The following is a 19,297-nucleotide window of genomic DNA, read 5'->3' on the forward strand; positions in this document are numbered from 1 at the left end:
TCAATGTCTGACACGACGGAAACCACGCCCGGCTGGCTTGCTCCCGAGGAACTGGAGAGCACCCGGGCCAGGATGCCGATCCTGTACGTCGAGGCCGTGCCGGTCCGCGTCGACGAGGCAGGCGAGGTCACCCGGGTCGGGCTCCTGCTGCGGATGGCTCCGGACGGGACGGTCAGCCGGACGCTGGTCTCCGGCCGGGTGCTGCACCACGAGCGGATCCGGGACGCACTGCTGCGGCACCTGGAGAAGGACCTCGGCCCGGTGGCGCTGCCGCGGGTCCCGGCCTCGCTCCAGCCGTTCACGGTCGCCGAGTACTTCCCGACCCCGGGCGTCACCGAGTTCCACGACCCCCGCCAGCACGCGGTGTCCCTGGCCTACATCATCCCGGTGGCCGGCGACTGCCGGCCGCGGCAGGACGCCCTCGACCTGGTCTGGTTCAGCCCCGAGGAAGCCGCGTCGCCCGTGGTCCAGCAGGAGATGCCCGGCGGACAGGGCGTCCTGCTCAAGCGTGCCCTCGCGCATGTGGGCTGCCTGACCTGACCCGGTCGGGCCCCGTCCGCGGGCAGCCGTCGGCGGGGGCACCGCGGCTGCCTGCTTCGCCGGCCGCCGCCGGGCCGACCGAGAAGGACGGCCGCGACCGCTTCGCACTCGGGGCCGGGTCCACTCCCCGGGCAAGGTGGGCCGTTCGGGTGAGGTTCGAGCCGGGAGCACGAGTCCCGGGCGCAGCTCCCGGTTCGCGGTGGTTGAGTCGCCTGCATGAGCAAGAGTGACCTCGGGGACCTGTTCGGCAACCGCTTCCTGACCGTGCCCGCACCTTCGGAGACCTTTCCGGAGAAGGGAATGACCGCGACGGACGCCATGCGGCTGGTGGACGAGGACCTCGTCATGGAGGGCGACCCGCAGCGCAACCTCGCCACGTTCGTGACCACGTGGATGGAGCCGGAGGCGCAGCGGATCATCGCCGAGAACCTCCACCGGAACTTCATCGATCACGCCGAGTACCCGATCTCCGCGGAGATCGAGCAGCGCTGTGTCCGGATGCTCGCCGATCTCTTCCACGCGCCGGGCAGGACCACCGGGTGCCGGACGCAGGGCTCGTCCGAGGCGATCATGCTCGGCGCGCTCTCGCTGAAGTGGAAGTGGCGGGAGCGTCGCAAGGCGGCGAACCTGTCGGTCGAGCGGCCGAACCTGGTGTTCGGCGGTGACGTCCATGTCGTCTGGGAGAAGTTCTGCCGGTACTTCGACGTCGAGCCGCGCATCGTGCCGCTCGCCGAGAACAAGTACACGATCGGCCCCGAGGACGTGGAGCCCCATCTCGACGAGAACACCATCGGCGTGGTCGCCGTCGTCGGCACCACGTTCACCGGCCACATGGACGACGTCGTCGGGATCGACAAGCTCCTGCGGGGAGTCCGCAAGGAGCGGGACCTCGACATCCCGATCCACGTCGACGGTGCCAGCGGCGGCTTCGTGTGGCCCTTCCTCTACCCGGACTCGAAGTGGGACTTCCGGCTGGAGCAGGTCCGGTCGATCAACGTCTCGGGACACAAGTACGGCCTGGTCTACCCCGGCATCGGCTGGCTGGTCTTCCGTGAGGAGTCGGACCTGGCCCAGGACCTCGTGTTCTACGAGAACTATCTGGGAAAGACCGACGCGACGTTCACGCTGAACTTCTCGACCGGTGCGTCGATGGTGCTCGCGCAGTACTACAACTTCGTCCGGCTGGGTCGCGAGGGCTACACCTACGTCATGGAGACGATGCAGACGAACGCCCGCGCACTGGCGGACAATCTGCGTGACAGCGGCCGCTTCGAGGTGATCGGCAGCGGTCTTGAGCAGTTGCCGCTGGTCGCCTTCCGCCTTTCCGGCAAGCACGCCTACGACGAGTCCGACATCGCCTGGCAGCTCTCGGCCGAGCGTGGCTGGATGGTGCCGGCCTACACGCTCCCGCCCAACGCGGAGCGGGTGAAGATCCTGCGGGCCCTGGTCAAGGAGACCCTGAGCCGAGGCCAGATCGACCGGCTGACGCAGGACATCGCCGATGCGTGTGCCACCTTGGACCGCAAGGGGGCGGCCCACGCCGTCGAGCGGGCCCAGGTCAAACGCGGCACCGGCTACTGACCGGGGCGAGTCGCCCTTCTCCCACCTGGCACGCCGGACGGTGGGCACACCGTAGCCATTGCGGATTGGACGCTGATGGACCGCTATCCTCCGATCGCCGATCACGGCCTGGTGGGTGACCTGCAGACCGCCGCCCTGGTGTCCTCGCAGGGCGTGGTGAACTGGTTCTGCTCGCCGAGGTTCGATTCGCCGAGCGTCTTCGGCTCGCTGCTCGATCACGATCGCGGCGGGCACTTCCGGCTCGCGCCGGAGCACTCGGACATGTCGTGCAAGCAGCTCTACTACCCGGACACCGGCGTGCTGGTGACCCGGTTCATGTCGCCGGACGGCGTCGGCGAGGTCGTCGACTGGATGCCGGCGAACACGAACCGCACCCCGACCGACCGCCACAGCCTGATGCGGGTGATCCGGGCGGTGCGCGGCACCGTGCGCTTCGTTCTGGAGTGCCGGCCCCGCTTCGACTACGGCCGGGCCGGGCACGAGCTGGGGCTGAACGGGCAGGACGCGGTCTTCCGCGGGCCCGGGATCACCGGGCACCTCCAGGCCAGCTTCCCGCTGGAGCGGGACGGGCAGGACGTCCGCGGCGCCGTCACCCTGAGCATCGGGGAGTCCGCCGCCGCCGTCTTCACCACCTGCGCTGCCGACGGCGCGCCGCCGCCCCCGCTCAGCGTGGAGGACATCACGGCGAAGCTCTGGGGCGAGGTGGACTTCTGGCAGAACTGGCTGCACACCTCCCGCTACCGGGGCCGCTGGGCCGAGATGGTGAACCGTTCGGCCATCACGCTGAAGCTCCTCACCTACCACCCCTCGGGTGCCCCGGTCGCCGCGGCCACGATGGGCCTGCCCGAGCAGGTGGGGGGTGAGCGCAACTGGGACTACCGCTACTCGTGGATCCGGGACGGCTCGCTCTCCGTCCGGGCGCTGCTGGACCTCGGGTTCGTCGAGGAGGCGACCTCGTTCACGAAGTGGCTGGGCGACCGGATGCGCGACCGGGCCGACCTGCCCGGTGAGCGGTTGCAGATCATGTACCGGGTCGACGGCGACCCGCACCTCACCGAGGAGATCCTGGACCACTGGGAGGGCTACCGGGGCTCGCGTCCGGTACGGGCCGGAAACGCCGCCGCCGACCAGCTCCAGCTGGACATCTACGGCGAGGCGCTCTACGCGATGGCCGAGGGCCTGGACGTCGGCACCGAGCTGGGCTACCACGGCTGGAAGGGCCTGGCCCGGACCCTCGACTGGCTCTGCGACAACTGGGACCGCCCGGACGAGGGCATCTGGGAGACCCGCGGCGGGCGCAACGACTTCACCTACAGCCGGGTGATGTGCTGGGTCGCCTTCGACCGGGGCATGCGCCTGGCGATCGAACTCAGCCGGCCCGCCGACATCCCGCGCTGGCGCGTCGCCCGGGACAGCATCCTCGAACAGGTGATGAACAAGGGCTGGAGCCGGACCGAGCAGGCCCTGGTGCAGCACTACGGCGGCGATGTCCTGGACGCCTCGCTGCTGCTCGTCCCCCGGGTGGGGTTCCTCGCCGCGAGGAGCCCCGGGTGGCTCTCCACGCTGGACGCCATGGAGCGCAAGCTCGTCTCGGACAGTCTCGTGTACCGCTACGACCCGGCGGCCTCCCCGGACGGGCTGCGCGGCTCGGAGGGCACGTTCAGCCTCTGCACCTACCTCTACGTCGACGCCCTGGCCCGGGCGGGGCGGGTCCGCCCGGCCCGGTACACCTTCGAGAAGATGCACACCTACGCCAACCACGTGGGGCTGTTCGCCGAGGAGATCGGCCCCAGCGGCGAGCAGCTCGGGAACTTCCCGCAGGCGTTCACCCACCTGTCGCTCATCATGGCGGCGTCGACCCTGGACGAGGCCCTCGACAAGCTGCGCGCGCGGTCCTGAGCCGAGGTCGACCGGTTCGCCGCGCAGGCGCAGCCGTTCTGCGGTCACGGCTGCGACGGCGTGCACGGGCGCGGGCGACCTCCGGTGCCCACCGCGTGCCCTGCACGCCGCGGGCGGGTGCCGGCGCAGCGGCGGCGCCGGGCGCGTGACACCAACGGCTCATGACGCCTTGCACCTCGGCGGGCGAGCGGCCTCTGATGGAACCATGCAGTCATCTCCTCCGAACTCCCCGACACAGGTGCCACCGCTGGAGCGTTCGCACTGGGTGGCCTTCGCCGGAATCCTCCTGATGCTGAGCGGACTGTTCGACATCATCAACGGGTTCGTCGCGATCCTCGACCACGGCTACTACGAGACGACCGCCAACCACGGCAATCGTCTGCTGATCTTCAACTACACCGCGTGGGGCTGGATCTGGGTGGTCGTGGGCATCGCTCAGGTGCTGGCCAGCCTGGGTGTGCTGCTGGGCGTCAGAGCGGCCCGGATCACCGGCATCGTGCTGGCCTCCTTCTGCCTGGTGGGCCAGATGATGTTCATCTCGGCCTTCCCCTACTGGTCGCTGTTCACGATGCTCATGTCCGTGCTGGTGATCTACGGGCTGCTGGCCGAGCCGCACCATGTCGAGGGTCTACGGGTCTGACCGGGGCCCCGCGGGGGGATTTCCCGGTCCCCGTGGGGCCGCTCCCGGCGGTCACTCGGTGTCTTCGCCGGTGGGGCCTCGCCCGGGGCGTCGCGACCCCCGGGCGAGGCTCGTCGCGCGTTCGGCCGTCGGTGGCAGCGTGTCCCCCGGACGGGGGGCCCTGCCGGGCCGACGTCGCGGGGCGCGGCCTCAGTGGCCGGGTCCGGTGACCACGTTGGCCAGGGGCGCGCCCGTGCGGTGGCGTTCCAGTTGGCTGCGGATCAGGCGCAGGGCTCGTGGCAGGAAGGCGGAGCTGTTGCCGCCCACGTGGGGGCTGATCAGGGTGCGGGGGGCGTGCCAGAGCGGGTGGCCGGGGGGCAGCGGCTCGGGGTCGGTGACGTCCAGGGCGGCGGCGAGGCGTCCGCGCTCCAGCTCCGCGAGCAGGGCGGTGGTGTCCACCACCGGCCCGCGCGCGACGTTGACCAGCAGCGCGTCGTCCTTCATCGCGGCGAGGAAGCGGGCGTCCACCAGCCCCCGCGTCTGCGCGGTCAGCGGGAGGGTCAGCACCACCACGTCCGCCCGCGGTACCAGGTCCATCAGCTCGGTCAGCGGCCGGACCGGGCCGCGCGCGGTGGCGCGGGCGGTGCGGGCCACCCGCAGGACGTCGCATTCGAAGGGGACGAGCCGCTCCTCGACGGCGGCGCCGATCGACCCGTGGCCGACCAGCAGCACGGTGCGGTCGGCCAGCGCGGTGCCGGGGCCGTCCTGCCAGACCTCGCGGTCCTGCGCCCGGACGAAGCCGGGCACGCCGCGCAGCGCGGCGAGGATCAGCGTCAGCGCCAGCTCGGCGGTGCTCGCGTCGTGGACGCCGCGGGCGTTGCAGAGCGTCACCCCGGGGGGAATGAAGGGCAGCAGGTCGTCGACGCCGGCCGACAGGCTCTGCACGGCCCGCAGCCGGGGCATCCGCTCCAGCAACGGCAGCGCGGCGGCGGTCCGGGTGTAGGGGACGACGAAGAACTCCACCGACCGGAGCACCGGTTCGGGCGGCGGAGCGCCCCGGCCGTCCCAGACGGCCGCCGCGAGGCCGGCCGCGCCGACCTGCTCGGCCGGATACGGGAGGAGGACGGCCGGGGACCCGGCGGGTACGTCGGACAGGCGGCTCATGAGGCGATCCCAGCAGCTGACCGGCGCCGCCGCAATCACCCGGGCCGCCGCAGCTCCCGTCCGTCCCCCTCCGGCGGCCCCGGCCGGTCCGGCCGCTGGGCCGTCCGGGTGGACCGGCCCCGCGCGGGGAGCAGCGAGGCGGGTGCGGGTGCGGGGTGTCCGACTGCGGCGGCGACGGCTTTCGCGGTGACGGGCCTGTCCGGGCCGGGAAGGTGACCGCGACACCCCCGGCGGCGCCGTACCCGCCGGGTGCCGGGTCGGGGTGCGAAGCTCGACGGATGATCGACCGTATCCGCGCAGGCCTCACCCGATGGACCGTCACCGTGCCGCTGCTCGCACTGGTGACGCTGGCGCTGACGTGGGGGCGGTCGCTGCCGGGCGCGGTGGTGGCCGTGGTGGCGGCGTTCCTGGCCGGGGCGGTGCTCGCGGCGGTGCACCATGCCGAGGTGATCGCGCACCGGGTGGGCGAGCCCTTCGGGTCCTTGGTGCTGGCCGTGGCGGTGACGATCATCGAGGTGGCGTTGATCGTGACCCTCATGGCCGGTGCGCCGGTGAAGAACGCGACCCTGGCCCGTGACACCGTCTTCGCCGCCGTCATGATCACCTGCAACGGCATCCTCGGGCTGTCGATCCTGCTGGCGGCGCTCCGTCACCGTGTCGCCGTCTTCAACGCGGAGGGCACCGGCGCGGCCTTCGCCACCATCGCGACGCTCGCCACCCTGAGCCTGGTGCTGCCGACGTTCACCACCAGCACGCCGGGCCCGCAGTTCAACACCGCCCAGCTCACCTTCGCCGCCGTGGCCTCCCTCGGGCTGTACGGGCTCTTCGTCGCCACCCAGACGCTGCGCCACCGCGACTACTTCCTCCAGGTCACCGCCGAGGGGGAGCTGCTGGACGAGGACGACCACGGCGAACTGCCCAGCTCGCGGGAGGCCCTGACGAGCCTCGGCCTGCTCGGGGTCGCCCTGGTCGCCGTGGTGGGCCTGGCGAAGGTCGTCTCGCCGACCATCGAGTCGGCCGTCGCCGACGCGGGCCTGCCGGCGTCCGTGGTGGGTGTGGTGATCGCCCTGCTCGTCCTGTTGCCGGAGACGATCGCGGCGTTGCGGGCGGCCGTCGGCAACCGGGTGCAGACCAGCCTCAACCTGGCGCTCGGCTCGGCGCTGGCGAGCATCGGACTGACCGTACCCGCGGTGGCGGTGGCCTCCGTGTGGCTGAGCGGGCCGCTCGTCCTGGGGCTGGGCCCGACGCACATGGTGCTGCTGGCGCTGACGGTGGCGATCGGCACGCTGACGGTCATCCCGCGCCGGGCGACACCGCTCCAAGGGGCCGTCCACCTGTCGGTCCTCGCGGCGTACCTGGTGCTCGCCGTCAGCCCTTGACGGGTCGGGACGCCGCCCGGAGGCGCCGCGTCCCGCCGGCGCGGGGGAGTTCCCCCGAGGGGGTCCGGGCCGGGCCCACGCGTGCGCCTCGACCGGATCGGCCCGTCCCCCCCGCGGCTGCGGTCCTCCCCGCCATCCCTGTTCGGGCGGCGCCCGAACAGGGATGGCGGGTTGATCAGACGACGGTCCGGCAGACCGTCCCGTTCAGCCTGAAGACCGTCGGGGACGGGTTGGCGCCGTTGTTGCCGCCGACGAAGCCGAAGTCGGCGGAGTTGCCGCCGTTCGGTGCGAGCCGCGCGTTGTACTCGCCGTTGGTCACCCGGACGTGCTGCCCCGACCCGGTGACGCTCGCGTTCCACCACGAGCCGACGGACTGCCCGGTCGACGGCCAGTCGAAGTCCAGCGTCCAGCCGTTGATGTCCGCGGGGCCGAGGTTGCTCACCACGACTCCGGCCACGAAGCCGTTGCCCCAGCCGGCGGTCACCTGGTACGAGACGGTGCAGGTGCTGTCGTTCGGCGTGCCGGTGGTGAAGGTCAGCGGCACGGAGGGCCGGGAGAGGCGCCCCGCCTGGTCCCTGGCCAGCACGTTGACCGTGTGCCGGGTGCCCGGCGGCAGGTTGTGGAGCGTCGCGGTGGTGCCGGTGGAGGTGCCGAGCGACTGCAGGGTGGTGCCGAGCTGCTCGTAGACCTCGTACTTGTCCACCGAGCCGGCGGCGGCCGGCCAGCTCAGGGTGACGGTGCCGGCGCCCACCGAGGTGGTCCGCGGTGCGCCCGGGGTGCCGACGGTGGCGGCGGTCGAGCCGGTGCCGGGCTTCGGGTGGACGGTCAGCACGGTGACGGAGTACGGGGCCAGGGTCGCCGAGGAGGAGGTGGCGGTGCCGGTCGCGTCCACCAGGCCGTCGTCGCCGGGCGCCCATCGCTGGACCGAGGGGGCCGCGGCGGCGGGGGTGAAGCCCGGGTAGCGCAGGTCCACGGTGTGCGGGGCGGTGGAACTCTTGTTCAGCAGCAGGACGCTGAGGTCCCCGTCGGCCCGGAGCACCGCGTGCGACGAGACCTCGGAGCCGGAGCTGCCGGAGGCCACCATGCTGTCGCCCGGATCACTGAGGGCGCCGAGCGCCTTGATGCCGTAGTACGGCGCGAACGGGGTGTTCACGGCCGGCTCGCAGACACTGCCGGTGCAGCTGCCGTTCGACAGCATGCCCATGTCGCCGTAGTCCGTCTCACCGCCCACGGTGGTGATGGCGCCCGCGCCGTTGTGGGTGTCCCACCAGTCCACGGTGAAGACGCCGTTCTCCAGCGCCGTGATCATGGCCTCCGCGGCGAACAGGCCGTTGGGGCGGCTGGTGAAGGCGCCGCTGCCGGAGTTGGAGTTCACCTCGGTCATCGCGATGCCGATGTTCGCGGAGTCGGCCCCCGCGTACCGGTCCACCAGGTTGCGCACTTCGCGCAGCTCACCGGGCAGTTGCCGCACGGCGGCGAGCGACTGGTCGCCGTCGCTGGCGTTGGGGTACCAGTGGACGCTGACGAAGTCGATGTCGTGGGCGACGGCCGCGAGCACCGTGTGGTTCCAGTCGGCGGTGTCGCCGGCGGCCACGATCCCGTCCGGCCAGTTGCCGGGCATGGTGAGCACCGCGCCGATCCTGACGGTGGGGTCGACGGCCTTCATGGCCGTGGCGTACGCCTTGACCTCCCTGGCGTACTGGTCCGGTGTCCGGTCCGCGTGGGTGTCGTTCTCCCAGCCGTTACCGTAGACGCCGTTGCCGTAGATCTCGTTGCCGATCTCCCAGTACTTCGCCCCGTAGCCCTTGGTGATGTTGGCGTACCGGACCCAGTCCGCTGCCTCCTGGGCCGTGCCGGAGCCGTAGTTGGCGATCAGGATCGGCTGGGCCCCGGAGGCCTGCACCGTTCCCATGAAGGCGTCGAAGCCGGTGCCCGGGGCGACGTAGCCGCCGGGTGCGGTGTTGTCGACCCAGTGGTAGATGTCGGAGTAGGAGCCGCCCGGGTAGCGCAGCGCGCCGATCCCGGCGGCCTTGTACAGGGCGGTCACCTGGGGGTCGTTCATGGACGAGTCCCAGATGGCGGTGTTGGCGCCGAGCGCGGCTGGGCTGACGGTGCCCAGGCCCGCGCTCGCGTTGACCGTGACCGTGGTGTCACCGGTGGCGGCCGGGTCGGCCGCGACGGCGGGGGTGGACAGCGGCAGGGCCGCCGCCAGCACGGCCAGGGCGGCCGAGGCCGTCACGGCGAAGGGGCGACGGAGCCGGTCTCGTCTCCTGCGGAACAGCATGGGGGAGTTCCTCCCGGGTGGAGCGCCGGTCCGTGGCCACGCCGCGGAGCCGGACGACGGACGGGGAACTGTGCGGTGCACGGCGCCGCGTCGGTGGTGGAGGACGCGTGCGACGGCTGGAGCGTGGGAGCGCTCCCATGATGGGAGGGTGCGCCGGCCATGTCAATCTTCCTGACACGCCGAAACGCAGGAGCCTCACAGGGCGGGAGCCGGAGGCCCGCGGCCGTGCGGCACTTCGTGCGGCCGGCCGCGAATGGAGCCGGCTCCCGCTCATCAGGCCCTGGAACCGGCCGTCTAGGCTGGTGTGGTGACTGATGAGCAGGAGCGGGTGCAGCCGTCGGGAGTGTGGGCCACGGCGGTGGGGGTGGCCAGGGTGCGGGCGCTGGAGACCGCGCGGGAGGACGCGCTGTTCCGCGACCCGGTGGCTCAGGCCTTCGCCACCGCCGGCGGCCTGTGGCCCTCCTCGGCCCGGATGCGTGAGGACGGGGACGAGGACGAGGCCGCGCGGCGCCGCCGGCTGGCCGTGTCCTTCTCCATCGTCATCAGGACGAAGTTCCTCGACGACCTGCTGCAGCAGGCCTCCGCGTCCGGGGTCCGGCAGGTCGTGCTGCTCGGCGCCGGCATGGACAGCCGGGCCTTCCGGATGGACTGGCCCGAGGACACCCGGCTGTTCGAGGTCGACACCGCCGCGCCGCTGGACTTCAAGGCTTCGGTGCTGGGCCAGGAACGGGCCGTCGCACGCTGCGAGCGGATCACCGTCGCGGTGGATCTGCGTGAGGACTGGCCGGGCGTCTTGGCCGCCGCAGGGCATGACCCGGCCCGGCCGACCGTGTGGATCGCCGAAGGCCTGCTGATCTACCTGCCCGCGGACGCGGTGGAGCTGCTGCTGACCCGGATCGGCGCGCTCTCGGCGGCAGGGAGTCGGATGGGGCTGACCCTGGGCTCGCGCGGCGTGATCGAGCGCTTCGGAGCGGACGCCACGCCGGGATCGGCGGCGTCCCTGTGGGTTTCGGAGATGCCCGACGACCCGGTGGGCTGGCTGGCCGGGCACGGCTGGGAGGCCGACAGCCGGACCCTGCGCGAGTGCGCCGCCGCCTACGGCCGCCCGGTCAGCACCCCGCCGCAGCGTGAGGAACGGCCCGGCGGGCTGATCTCGGCGGTCCGCCGGTAGAGGGCGCCCGCAGCGCTGGCGGGCGCCGGGCACCTCAGCCCTGTCGGTCGTCCGGGTCGTACTCGACGGTGAAGGGGAAGCCGTGGGTGACGGCGAACGCGCGGAATCGGGTCAGCTGCTGACCGAGCAGGGCGGCCGCTGACGGTACTCGGAGTTCCAGTTCGGCCCAGTGCGCGAAGCTCAGGTTGTCGGGCATCGCGACGAGACCGGTGATCGCGTCCCAGAGCGCGGCCCAGTTCATCCCGTAGAAGTCGGGAAAGCCGAGCTCGCGCTTGAGGAGGGCGTGCAGGTCGCGCTCGCCACGCACCTGGCCGACGTCGATCACCACGTGTCGGTCCGGTTCCGGCTCCGGCTCCTCCGGGAGCCCCCAGAAGGAGGGGAGCCACCAGCACAGGACGGACGGGTCATCGGGCTCCGGGCGGTGATCCTCGTCCCGCCGGTCTTCGAAGAGGTCCGTGGCGAGGTCGATCGGGCGCCAGCCGGGAGCCGTCGGTTCGTCGGCCGTAGGGGGTCGTACGAACCGCAGGCCCGGGTGGTCGAAAGCCCCGATCTCCTGGAAGTTCCACTGCGCCTGGATCAGCCGGACCTGGTTGGCGCCGCCCGGTTCGAGCGGCCACCGGAACTGCGCCGCGTCGTCCTCCCAGAAGCAGACCGGGCACGTGATGCCCGAACCGGGCCAGCCTTCCTCCAGGTCGAAGACGAGACGGCCGCAGCAGGGGCAGGGCCGACGGGTGTCCACCGCGCCAGTCTTTCCCGGACCGACCACCGACCGCCACCCGATTTCGGCGGGCGGTCATTTGTAGCCGTCCGGGAGACAGTCCTGGTACCCGACCGGCCCGCCGCCTGCTCCGCGCCGTCGTGCGGCCGGCAGCGACAGGCGGCGGCCTCAGGCGTGCACCGGCGCCGCCGAGTTGCCCGCCGGCCGCCGATCCCGGCACGGACGGTGGAGGCGGGACACCCGCGGTGTCCCCTCCCCACCGTCCGTGTGCGGCGGTGCGTCAGGCGCCGACGAGCCCCACCAGCTCGGCCAGCCGGGTGTAGGACTCCCGGCGGTCGGCCGGGTCGTAGGTGTTCGCCACCACCATCACCTCGTCGGCCCCGGACTCGGCCACGAAGGACTTCAGCTTCGCCGCCACCGTCGCGGGGCCGCCGACGACCTCCGCGCGCAGGTCGTTCAGCGGAGCCGAGGACTGCGCGACCGCCTCCGCCGGCGTCGGCCGGTACGCCAGCGCCTCCTCCACCGGCAGCAGTGCCGAGGAGTTGCCGGCCGCGTGCTGCGCCAGCGCGAGCCGCCACGGCGTGGCGAGCGCGTCGGCGTGCGCGTCGTCCCGGCCCACCACCACCGTCAGGGTGAGGATCGCCCACGGCCGCGCACCCTCGTACGCGGGCACGAACTCCTCCCGGTAGCGGCGCAGCGCCAGGAAGGCGTTGGCCGGGTCCTGGTAGGCCGCCAGGTAGGCGTAGCCCAGGCCGAGCCGGCCGGCCACGGCGCCCGAGGACGGGCTGCCGCCCAGCAGGAAGACCCCGGGCAGCGGTGCGTCGTCCGGCACCGCCCGGACGGACGCCAGCTCGTGCCCGGCCGGCAGCGTTCCCCGTCCGCCGAAGGCCAGGAGCTGGAGGAGCTGCGCGGTGAAGATCTCGGGGGCGGGCGAGGAACGGCGCAGCGCGGCCGCGGTGGGCCCGTGCTCGGTGCCGCTGGAACGGCCGATGCCGAGGTCGATCCGGCCCGGATGCAGGGCCTCCAGGGTCCGGAACTGCTCGGCCACGTGCAGCGGCGCGTGGTTGGGCAGCAGCATGCCGCCGGCGCCGATCCGCAGCCGGGTGGTACGGGCCGCGAGGTGGGCGATGACGATCTCGGGCGCCGAGATGCCCACCGCCGCCTGCGCGTGGTGCTCGGCCACCCAGTACCGGCTGAAGCCGAGCTCCTCGACGTGCCGGGCGAGTCGGACGGCTTCGCCCAGCAGCTCGCCGGTGCTCACGCCGGCCCGGCGGGGCCCCTGGTCGAGGACGGAGAACGCGGTCATGGCGACTTCCTGAGGGTTCGGCCCCCGGCGTGCGGGGGGCGTGGATCGGTGGTGGCACCCGGCGGCAGGGCTGCGCCGCCGGGGTGCCGGCCGGCCTGCGGGCCGACGGCTCGGGCCGGGCGGTTCACACGCCCGCCGCGGCCGGGTAGGGGTGTGCGACGCCGAAGTGCTCGCGCAGCGTCGTCCCCCGGTAGTCGGACCGGTAGACGCCGCGCTTCTGCAGGATCGGCACCACCAGTTCGACGAAGGCCTGCAGCCCGTCGGCGAAGACGTCCGGCATCAGGGTGAAGCCGTCGGCGGCCCCCGAGGCGAACCACTCCTCGGCGACGTCCGCGACGTGCTCGGGCGTGCCGACGGCCTCGATGTGCGCCCCCCGCCACGGCGCGTGGCCGGCGAGGTCGTCCAGCCGCTCCAGCCGCCTGAGCGCCTCGCCGCGGCTGTCCGCGATGGTGGTCATCAGCCCGGGCAGGATCTTGACCGACCGGGGGTCGCGCCCGTGCCGCTCCGCGCGGGCCCGGACGTCGGCGGCGTAGGCCAGCGCCACGTCAGGCGTCTTGGCTCCGGAGAACACCACGTCGGCGGTGCGCCCGGCCAGTTCGCGGCCCGGCTCGGAGGCGCCGGCCTGCACGACCAGCGGGTGGCCCTGCGCCGAGGGCGGCAGCGGCAGTGGCCCGCGGACCTGGAAGTGCTGCCCGCGGTGGTCGATCGGCCGCAGCCGGCGGGGGTCGGTGAAGCGCCCGGTCCGCACGTCCGCCACCAGCGCCTCGGGCTCCCAGCTGCGCCACAGGCCCTTGACGATGTCGACGAACTCCTCGGCGCGCGCGTAGCGGTCGGTCCGCGGCGGGAGGCCGCTGCCGCCGAAGTTGGCGGCCACCTGCGGGATGTACGTGGTGACGGCGTTCCAGCCGGCGCGGCCGCCGCTGAGGACGTCCAGCGACTTGAACCGGCGGGCGATGTTGTAGGGCTCGTTGGAGGTGGTGGAGGCGGTGGCGATCAGGCCGATCCGCTCGGTGGCCGCGGCGACCGCGGTCAGGATGAGGGTCGGCTCCAGGTAGTAGGCGCCGTGCGGGCTCTGGTCGATGTCGCCGAAGACGCCTGGCGTGTCGGAGAGGAAGACCGCGTCCATCCGGCCGCGTTCGGCGAGGCGCGCGGCTTCCACCCAGGTCTCCACCTTGGCGAAGCCGTGCGGGTCGGAGCCGGGTTCACGCCATGCGGCGGGGTGGACGCCCATGGCGCCGCCGACCATGTGCAGGTTGAGGTGGAGCTCACGTCCGGTGCTCATGGGCCTTCCTGGGGGACGGGCCGTCCAGTTGCGGGACGGCGTCGAGCAGTGCGCGGGTGTACGGGTGCCGCGGTGCGGCGAAGACCTCACCGACGTCGCCGGCCTCGACCGTCCGGCCGTCCTTCATCACCAGGACCTCGTCGGCGATGTGGTGGACGACCCCGAGGTCGTGGGAGATGAAGACGTACGCGACGCCCAGTTCGGCCTGGAGGTCCAGGAGGAGGTCCAGCACCTGCGCCTGGATGGAGACGTCGAGTGCGGCCACCGGCTCGTCCAGGACGATGATCCGTGGGTGCGGGGCCAGTGCCCGGGCGATCGCCACCCGTTGGCGCTGCCCGCCGGACAACTGGCGCGGCCGGCGCCGCAGCAGGTCCCGGCCGAGCCCGACCTGGTCCATCAACTCGTCGACCCGGCAGGCGTGCTCGCCGCGCGGCAGGCCGGTGGCGGCCAGCGGTTCGGCGAGGATCCGGGCCACGGTGTAGCGGGGGTCGAAGCTGCTGAGCGGATCCTGGTGGACGACCTGGACCCGCCGGTGCAGCGCGCGCCGCTCCCGGGCGGACAGGCCGAGCCAGGACGTCCCCTCCACCTCGACGGAGCCGGTGTCCGGCGGGGTGAGCCCGAGCAGGAGGCGCCCGGTGGTGCTCTTGCCCGAGCCGGACTCGCCGACGATGCCCAGCGTGCGGCCGGCCCGCAGGGTGAACGAGACGTCCTCCACCGCGGTCAGCCGGCCGTGCCCCGCCACGGCGAAGGACTTGCCGATGCCCCGGGCGGCGAGCACCACCGGAGCCCCCGCCGGGTCGGCGTGCCGCGGCAGCGGGATGCCGGCGCGCGGGCCGGAGAGCCGGGTGCCGCGGGCGTGCGCGTGCGGCACCGCGTCCAGGAGCTGCCGGGTGTACGGATGAACGGGGTTCGCCAGAACCTCGGCCGTGGGCCCCTCCTCGACGACCTCGCCGTCCTTCATCACCAGCACCCGGTCGGCGACCTTCGCCACCACCGCCAGGTCGTGGCTGATCAGCAGCAGCGCCATGCCGGCCCGCCGCCGCTCCGCCAGCAGGTCGAGGATCTGCGCCTGCACCGTGACGTCCAGGGCGGTGGTCGGCTCGTCGGCGATCAGCAGGGCGGGGCCGGCCGCGATCGCCGAGGCGATCAGGGCCCGCTGGCGCAGACCGCCCGAGAGCTCGTGCGGATACTGCCGGGCCCGTAGCTCCGGGTCGGGCACGCCCGCGTCGGCGAGCAGCCGCAGCACCCGTTCGGGCACCTCGGCGCGCGGGACGCTGCGGTGGGCGTGCAGGGCCTCGGCGATCTCGTCCCCCACCCGGCGCAGCGGGTCGAGGGAGACCAGGGCGTCCTGCAGGACGAAGCCGATCCGGCGCCCGCGCAGCGGCCGCCACTGACGGCCGGTCAGCGCTCCCACCTCGCGGCCGTCGATCCTGAAGGTGTCGGCGGTCACCCGCGCTCCGGGGCCGGCCAGGCCGACCAGGCTGCGCGCGGTCACGCTCTTGCCCGAGCCGGACTCCCCGACCAGGGCGACGCTCTCGCCGGCCCGCACGGTGAGCGACAGCCCGCGCACCGCCCTGACCACCGCCCGGCGGCCGGGGAAGGAGACGTCGAGCCCGCGCAGCTCCACCAGCGGCTGCGCCCCGTGGTCGGGGGTCGGCGTGCCGGCGCCGGTCGCGCTGCCGCGACGCGGTCGGGTGCCGGTTCCCGGGTCGCCGATCATCGGGTCACCCGCCCTTCGGCCCGGTCCTGCAGCCACTGCCCGAGCGCCGAGACGGCCAGCACGGCGACGGTGATCGCCGCACCGGGGAAGACCGCGGTCCACCAGGCGACGTCGACGTAGTCGCCGCTGCCGGCGAGCATCGCGCCCCATTCCGCGGTCGGTGGCTGCGGGCCCAGGCCCAGGAAGCTGAGCGCCGAACCGGTGACGATCATGCCGCCGACGCCGACCGTGGCGAGCGCCAGCAGCGGGCCGACCGCGTTGGGAACGATGTGCCGCAGGACGACCTGCAGCCTGGACCAGCCGAGGACGGTCGCCGCCTCGACGAACTGGGCGCCGCGGATCCGCAGCACCTCGGCGCGCACCAGCCGGGCGTACCCGGGCAGGGTGACCAGCGCCAGGCCCGCCACCAGGTTGCCGGTGCCGGTGCCGAGCACCGCGACGACCAGCAGGACGAGCAGCACGCCGGGGATGGACATCAGGACGTCCAGCAGCCGGCCCACCACCTGGTCGGCCGCCCGGCCGCCCTGGGCGGCGACGACCCCGACCACCGTGCCGGCGGCGAGCGCCAGGACGGAGGCGGAGAGGCCGATCAGCAACGACGGCCGGGCGCCGTGCACCACGCGGGACCAGATGTCGCGCCCGTTCTCGTCGGTGCCCAGCCAGTGGCCGGAGCCGGGCGGCAGCAGGGTGCTCGCCGGGTCGGCCGCGTCCGGCCCGGTGCCGGTGAACAGGTCGGGCGCCAGCGCGGCCAGCAGGAGCAGGGCGCAGGAGACGAACGCCAGGACGACGCCGGGGCGCCAACGGGTGATTGCCACGGTTTCCTCCTCAGGCCTCTCGGGTGCGCAGCCGCGGGTCGATCAGGCGGTACGACAGGTCGACGGCGGTGTTGACGACGGTGTAGACCAGGCCGGCCACCAGCACGATCCCGATGACCAGCGGCAGGTCCTTGTTGCGGACGGCGGTGACCGCCAGCGTGCCCAGGCCCTGCCGGGAGAAGACCGATTCGACGACCACCGCCCCGCCGATCAGCGAGCCGGTGAGCCAGCCGACCAGTGTCGCCACCGGCAGCAGTCCGTGCCGCAGTCCGTGCCGCAGCCGCACGGCCGCCTCGCCGACGCCGCGGGTGCGGGCGGTGGTGACGAAGGGTTCGTCCAGGGTCTGTTCCAGCCCTCGGCGGAGCACCCGGGCGATCACCGCGGCGGGTGCGGCCGCGAGGGCGAGCGCCGGCAGCACGAGGCCGTCGATGCCGGGTGCGCCGAGGGCGGGGAACCAGCGGAGCTTGAACGAGAACACCCCGAGCAGCAGGGTGCCGAGCCAGAAGGCCGGCACCGCCACGCCCAGGCCCTCCAGCAGCGAGACCGGGGTGCGCACCCAGGGCCGGCGGCCCGCGCCGAGCAGGGCCGCCGGGACGGCGATCACGACGGTCACCACCACGGTGGCGGCGAGCAGTTGGAGGGTGGAGCCGAGCTGCTGGCCGATCGCGGTGCGCACCGGCAGGTGCAGCACGTACGAGTCGCCGAGGTCGCCCTGGAGGATGTGGGACAGGAAGGTGAGGTACTGGAGCGCCAGCGGGCGGTCCAGGCCGTACTCCCGGACGATCTCGGCCCGTAGTCCGTCGCTGCTGGCCCGCAGGCCGGTGAGCAGGTCGACCGGGTCGCCGGAGGTGAGGTGGAGGGCGAGGAACGCGACGGTCACCGCGCCCCACAGCACCAGGACGGAGCCGCCCAGTCGCCGGGCGACGGCGCCGATCACTGCGACAGCCAGGCGTCGGCGAAGTTCGGGAAGCTCTGCTGCTCGAAGACGACGCCGTGGACCTTGGCGGACCTGCCCAGCACGTAGGCGTTGTTGAACAGGGGCAGGATCGCGGCGTCGTCGGTGACCTTCTGCTGGACCTCGGCGTAGAGGCTGTTCTGCTTCTGCGGGTCGCCCGCGGCCAGCGCCTCGGCGAGCTTCGCGTCGACGCCGGCGTCGTGGTAGCGGGCCGCGTTGTTGTCGATCTTGGTGGTGGGGATGTGCGCGCTGCCGAAGATCAGCCGCAGGCCGTCCGGCGAGAAGTTGTTGTTGCTGCTGTTGAGCAGGTCGTAGTCGCCCGCGAGGACGCGCTTGACGTAGCTGCCGGCGTCCAGGTTCTGGTTGCGCAGCTCGATGCCGAGCTGCTTGGCGGCGGCCTGGATCTGGGTCGCCAGGGCGACGTGGGGGCCGAAGTAGTCGCCGACGTAGAGGAAGTCGAGGGTCAGGCGCTTGCCGTCCTTGGTGCGGTAGTTCTCCGCGTCCCGGGCGGTCCAGCCGGCCTCGTCGAGCAGTGCGGCGGAGGCCGCCGGGTCGTACTTGTACTGGTCGGCGACGGACTTGCTGTAACCGGGCGTGGTGGGGGAGAGCGGTCCCTGCGCGGCCGGGTACACCCCGAAGTAGAGCTTCTCGACGATCAGCGGCCAGTCGATGCCCGCCCGCAGCGCCTTGCGCAGCCGGACGTCGCTGAGCGCGCCCTTCTCGGTGTTCGGGTTGTAGCTGAACGGGACACCGGGGGCGACGGCGCTCTGCACGGCGAACCCGGGGTCGGCCTTCAGCTTGGCGACGTTGACCGGCGCGATCGCCGAGGCGGCGTCCGCCTGGCCGCTCGTCAGGGCGCCCAGGCGCGAGGAGTTCTCGGGGACGACGCGGACGGTCAGGCCGTCCAGGTGGGCCGGGCCCTGGTTGGCCGCGCCCTCGGGCGCCCAGGCGTAGCCCTCGCGGCGCTGGTAGGTGATGCCCTGTTGCGGGGTGAATCCGGCGGCGCTGGTGAAGGGTCCGGTGCCGACGATCTTCGAGCAGAGTGCCTTGGGATCATCGGTCAGGGTGGCGGGGGACTCGATGCCCAGGCCCGGGGAGGCGAGCCCGGAGAGGAAGGAGGAGGCGGGTGCGGCGAGCGTGACCTCCACCGTGTGGTCGTCGACCACGGTGGCCGAGCGGTAGTTCTCGATCAGCTGCGCGGCACCCGCGGACTTGGTGGCCGGGGCCACCACGTGGTCCAGGTTGGCCTTCACGGCGGCCGCGTCGAAGGGCGTGCCGTCGCTGAAGGTGACGCCGGGGCGCAGGACGAACGTGTAGGTCCGCTGGTCGTCGGATATCTTCCAGGACTTCGCGAGCCAGGGGTGGATGGCACCCTTCTCGTCCTGCCAGACCAGCGAGTCCAGCACCGCGCGGGAGAAGAGCGCGTCCGCCTGCCCCTGGTGCGGGTCGAGGCAGGTCGGGCCGTAGGGGACGGCCAGGGTGAGCGTGCCCCCGGCCTTCGGCGGACCGGCGGCCGCCTGGTCGGCCGCGCCGTTCGCGGTGCTGGAGCAGGCGGCGGCCAGCGGCAGGAGGGCGGTGAGGGCGGCGACGGCGACACCCGGTCTGGACGTGAACCGCCGGGTGCGGGGGGCGGTTCGCCGCCGTTCGGCGGCGGCAGCGGTTGCGGTGCCGGCGGTTGCGGTTGCGGTTGCGGTTGCGGTGCCGGTGGTACCGGTACTGGTGGTGGCTGTGCCGGGCGTGGGCATGGCAGGGCTTCTTTCCGAGGCGCGGGATCGGCGGCCTTGGCCGCCGGGTTGACGTGTCGGGATCGCCGCGAGGGCCGCCGCACCCGCCCTCGGTCAGTGCGGGGCGGTGCGGCGGCTCA

At 73.2% G+C, this 19,297-nt stretch carries 15 protein-coding genes; 6 read left to right on the forward strand and 9 right to left on the reverse strand.

All coding sequences use genetic code 11. The features are described from left to right. The first annotated feature begins 3 nt into the window (after positions 1-3). The 4 genes from J2S46_RS36990 (at position 4) to J2S46_RS37005 (ending at position 4,660) form a co-directional block, all read left to right on the forward strand. Positions 4-540, forward strand: a complete 537-nt coding sequence (locus J2S46_RS36990) for an NUDIX hydrolase family protein (RefSeq protein ID WP_191292989.1) — start codon at positions 4-6, stop codon at positions 538-540. 216 nt (positions 541-756) lie between these two features. After that, positions 757-2,121, forward strand: coding sequence for a glutamate decarboxylase (gene gad / locus J2S46_RS36995; protein WP_191292988.1), 1,365 nt, complete (start codon positions 757-759; stop codon positions 2,119-2,121). Between the two features lie 75 nt (positions 2,122-2,196). Next, positions 2,197-4,020, forward strand: a complete 1,824-nt coding sequence (locus J2S46_RS37000; protein ID WP_191292987.1) for a glycoside hydrolase family 15 protein — start codon at positions 2,197-2,199, stop codon at positions 4,018-4,020. Between the two features lie 205 nt (positions 4,021-4,225). Continuing rightward, complete coding sequence (locus tag J2S46_RS37005; protein ID WP_191292986.1) at positions 4,226-4,660, forward strand: DUF7144 family membrane protein; 435 nt, start codon at positions 4,226-4,228, stop codon at positions 4,658-4,660. Positions 4,661-4,849: 189 nt separating this feature from the next. On the opposite strand, the gene J2S46_RS37010 is transcribed toward J2S46_RS37005, so the two are convergent. Then, positions 4,850-5,803, reverse strand: coding sequence for a 2-hydroxyacid dehydrogenase (locus J2S46_RS37010; RefSeq protein ID WP_191292985.1), 954 nt, complete (start codon positions 5,801-5,803; stop codon positions 4,850-4,852). A gap of 278 nt (positions 5,804-6,081) precedes the next feature. Between J2S46_RS37010 and J2S46_RS37015 the strand changes: the two genes are divergently transcribed. Next, entirely contained in the window at positions 6,082-7,182 is a 1,101-nt protein-coding gene (locus J2S46_RS37015) for a calcium:cation antiporter (protein ID WP_191292984.1), read from the forward strand. Between the two features lie 175 nt (positions 7,183-7,357). Here the strand turns inward: J2S46_RS37015 and J2S46_RS37020 are convergent, their stop codons facing one another. Beyond that, on the reverse strand, positions 7,358-9,466 hold the full coding sequence (locus J2S46_RS37020; RefSeq protein ID WP_191292983.1) for a cellulose binding domain-containing protein: 2,109 nt from the start codon (positions 9,464-9,466) through the stop codon (positions 7,358-7,360). 307 nt (positions 9,467-9,773) lie between these two features. Between J2S46_RS37020 and J2S46_RS37025 the strand changes: the two genes are divergently transcribed. After that, positions 9,774-10,637 carry a class I SAM-dependent methyltransferase gene (locus J2S46_RS37025; protein WP_191292982.1) on the forward strand — a complete coding sequence of 288 codons (864 nt, stop codon included), beginning with the start codon at positions 9,774-9,776 and terminating at the stop codon, positions 10,635-10,637. A gap of 34 nt (positions 10,638-10,671) precedes the next feature. On the opposite strand, the gene J2S46_RS37030 is transcribed toward J2S46_RS37025, so the two are convergent. The 7 genes from J2S46_RS37030 to J2S46_RS37060 form a co-directional block, all read right to left on the reverse strand. Continuing rightward, positions 10,672-11,376 carry a CPCC family cysteine-rich protein gene (locus tag J2S46_RS37030; RefSeq protein WP_229913185.1) on the reverse strand — a complete coding sequence of 235 codons (705 nt, stop codon included), beginning with the start codon at positions 11,374-11,376 and terminating at the stop codon, positions 10,672-10,674. A gap of 259 nt (positions 11,377-11,635) precedes the next feature. Next, positions 11,636-12,661, reverse strand: coding sequence for an LLM class flavin-dependent oxidoreductase (locus J2S46_RS37035; protein WP_191292981.1), 1,026 nt, complete (start codon positions 12,659-12,661; stop codon positions 11,636-11,638). Positions 12,662-12,785: 124 nt separating this feature from the next. Beyond that, complete coding sequence (locus J2S46_RS37040; protein ID WP_191292980.1) at positions 12,786-13,943, reverse strand: NtaA/DmoA family FMN-dependent monooxygenase; 1,158 nt, start codon at positions 13,941-13,943, stop codon at positions 12,786-12,788. Next, positions 13,927-15,663: a dipeptide ABC transporter ATP-binding protein gene (locus J2S46_RS37045; protein ID WP_191292979.1), complete on the reverse strand. Its 1,737-nt coding sequence runs from the start codon at positions 15,661-15,663 to the stop codon at positions 13,927-13,929. Before J2S46_RS37045 ends, J2S46_RS37040 begins: the two co-directional genes overlap by 17 nt. Further along, positions 15,660-16,478: an ABC transporter permease gene (locus J2S46_RS37050; protein ID WP_229913184.1), complete on the reverse strand. Its 819-nt coding sequence runs from the start codon at positions 16,476-16,478 to the stop codon at positions 15,660-15,662. Before J2S46_RS37050 ends, J2S46_RS37045 begins: the two co-directional genes overlap by 4 nt. 10 nt (positions 16,479-16,488) lie before the next feature. Then, positions 16,489-17,415, reverse strand: coding sequence for an ABC transporter permease (locus J2S46_RS37055; RefSeq protein WP_191292978.1), 927 nt, complete (start codon positions 17,413-17,415; stop codon positions 16,489-16,491). Further along, positions 17,412-19,178, reverse strand: coding sequence for an ABC transporter substrate-binding protein (locus J2S46_RS37060; protein WP_191292977.1), 1,767 nt, complete (start codon positions 19,176-19,178; stop codon positions 17,412-17,414). The genes J2S46_RS37055 and J2S46_RS37060 overlap by 4 nt, the downstream gene beginning before the upstream one ends. Between the last annotated feature and the right edge of the window lie 119 nt (positions 19,179-19,297).

Source organism: Kitasatospora herbaricolor (assembly GCF_030813695.1).
Lineage (GTDB): Bacteria > Actinomycetota > Actinomycetes > Streptomycetales > Streptomycetaceae > Kitasatospora > Kitasatospora herbaricolor.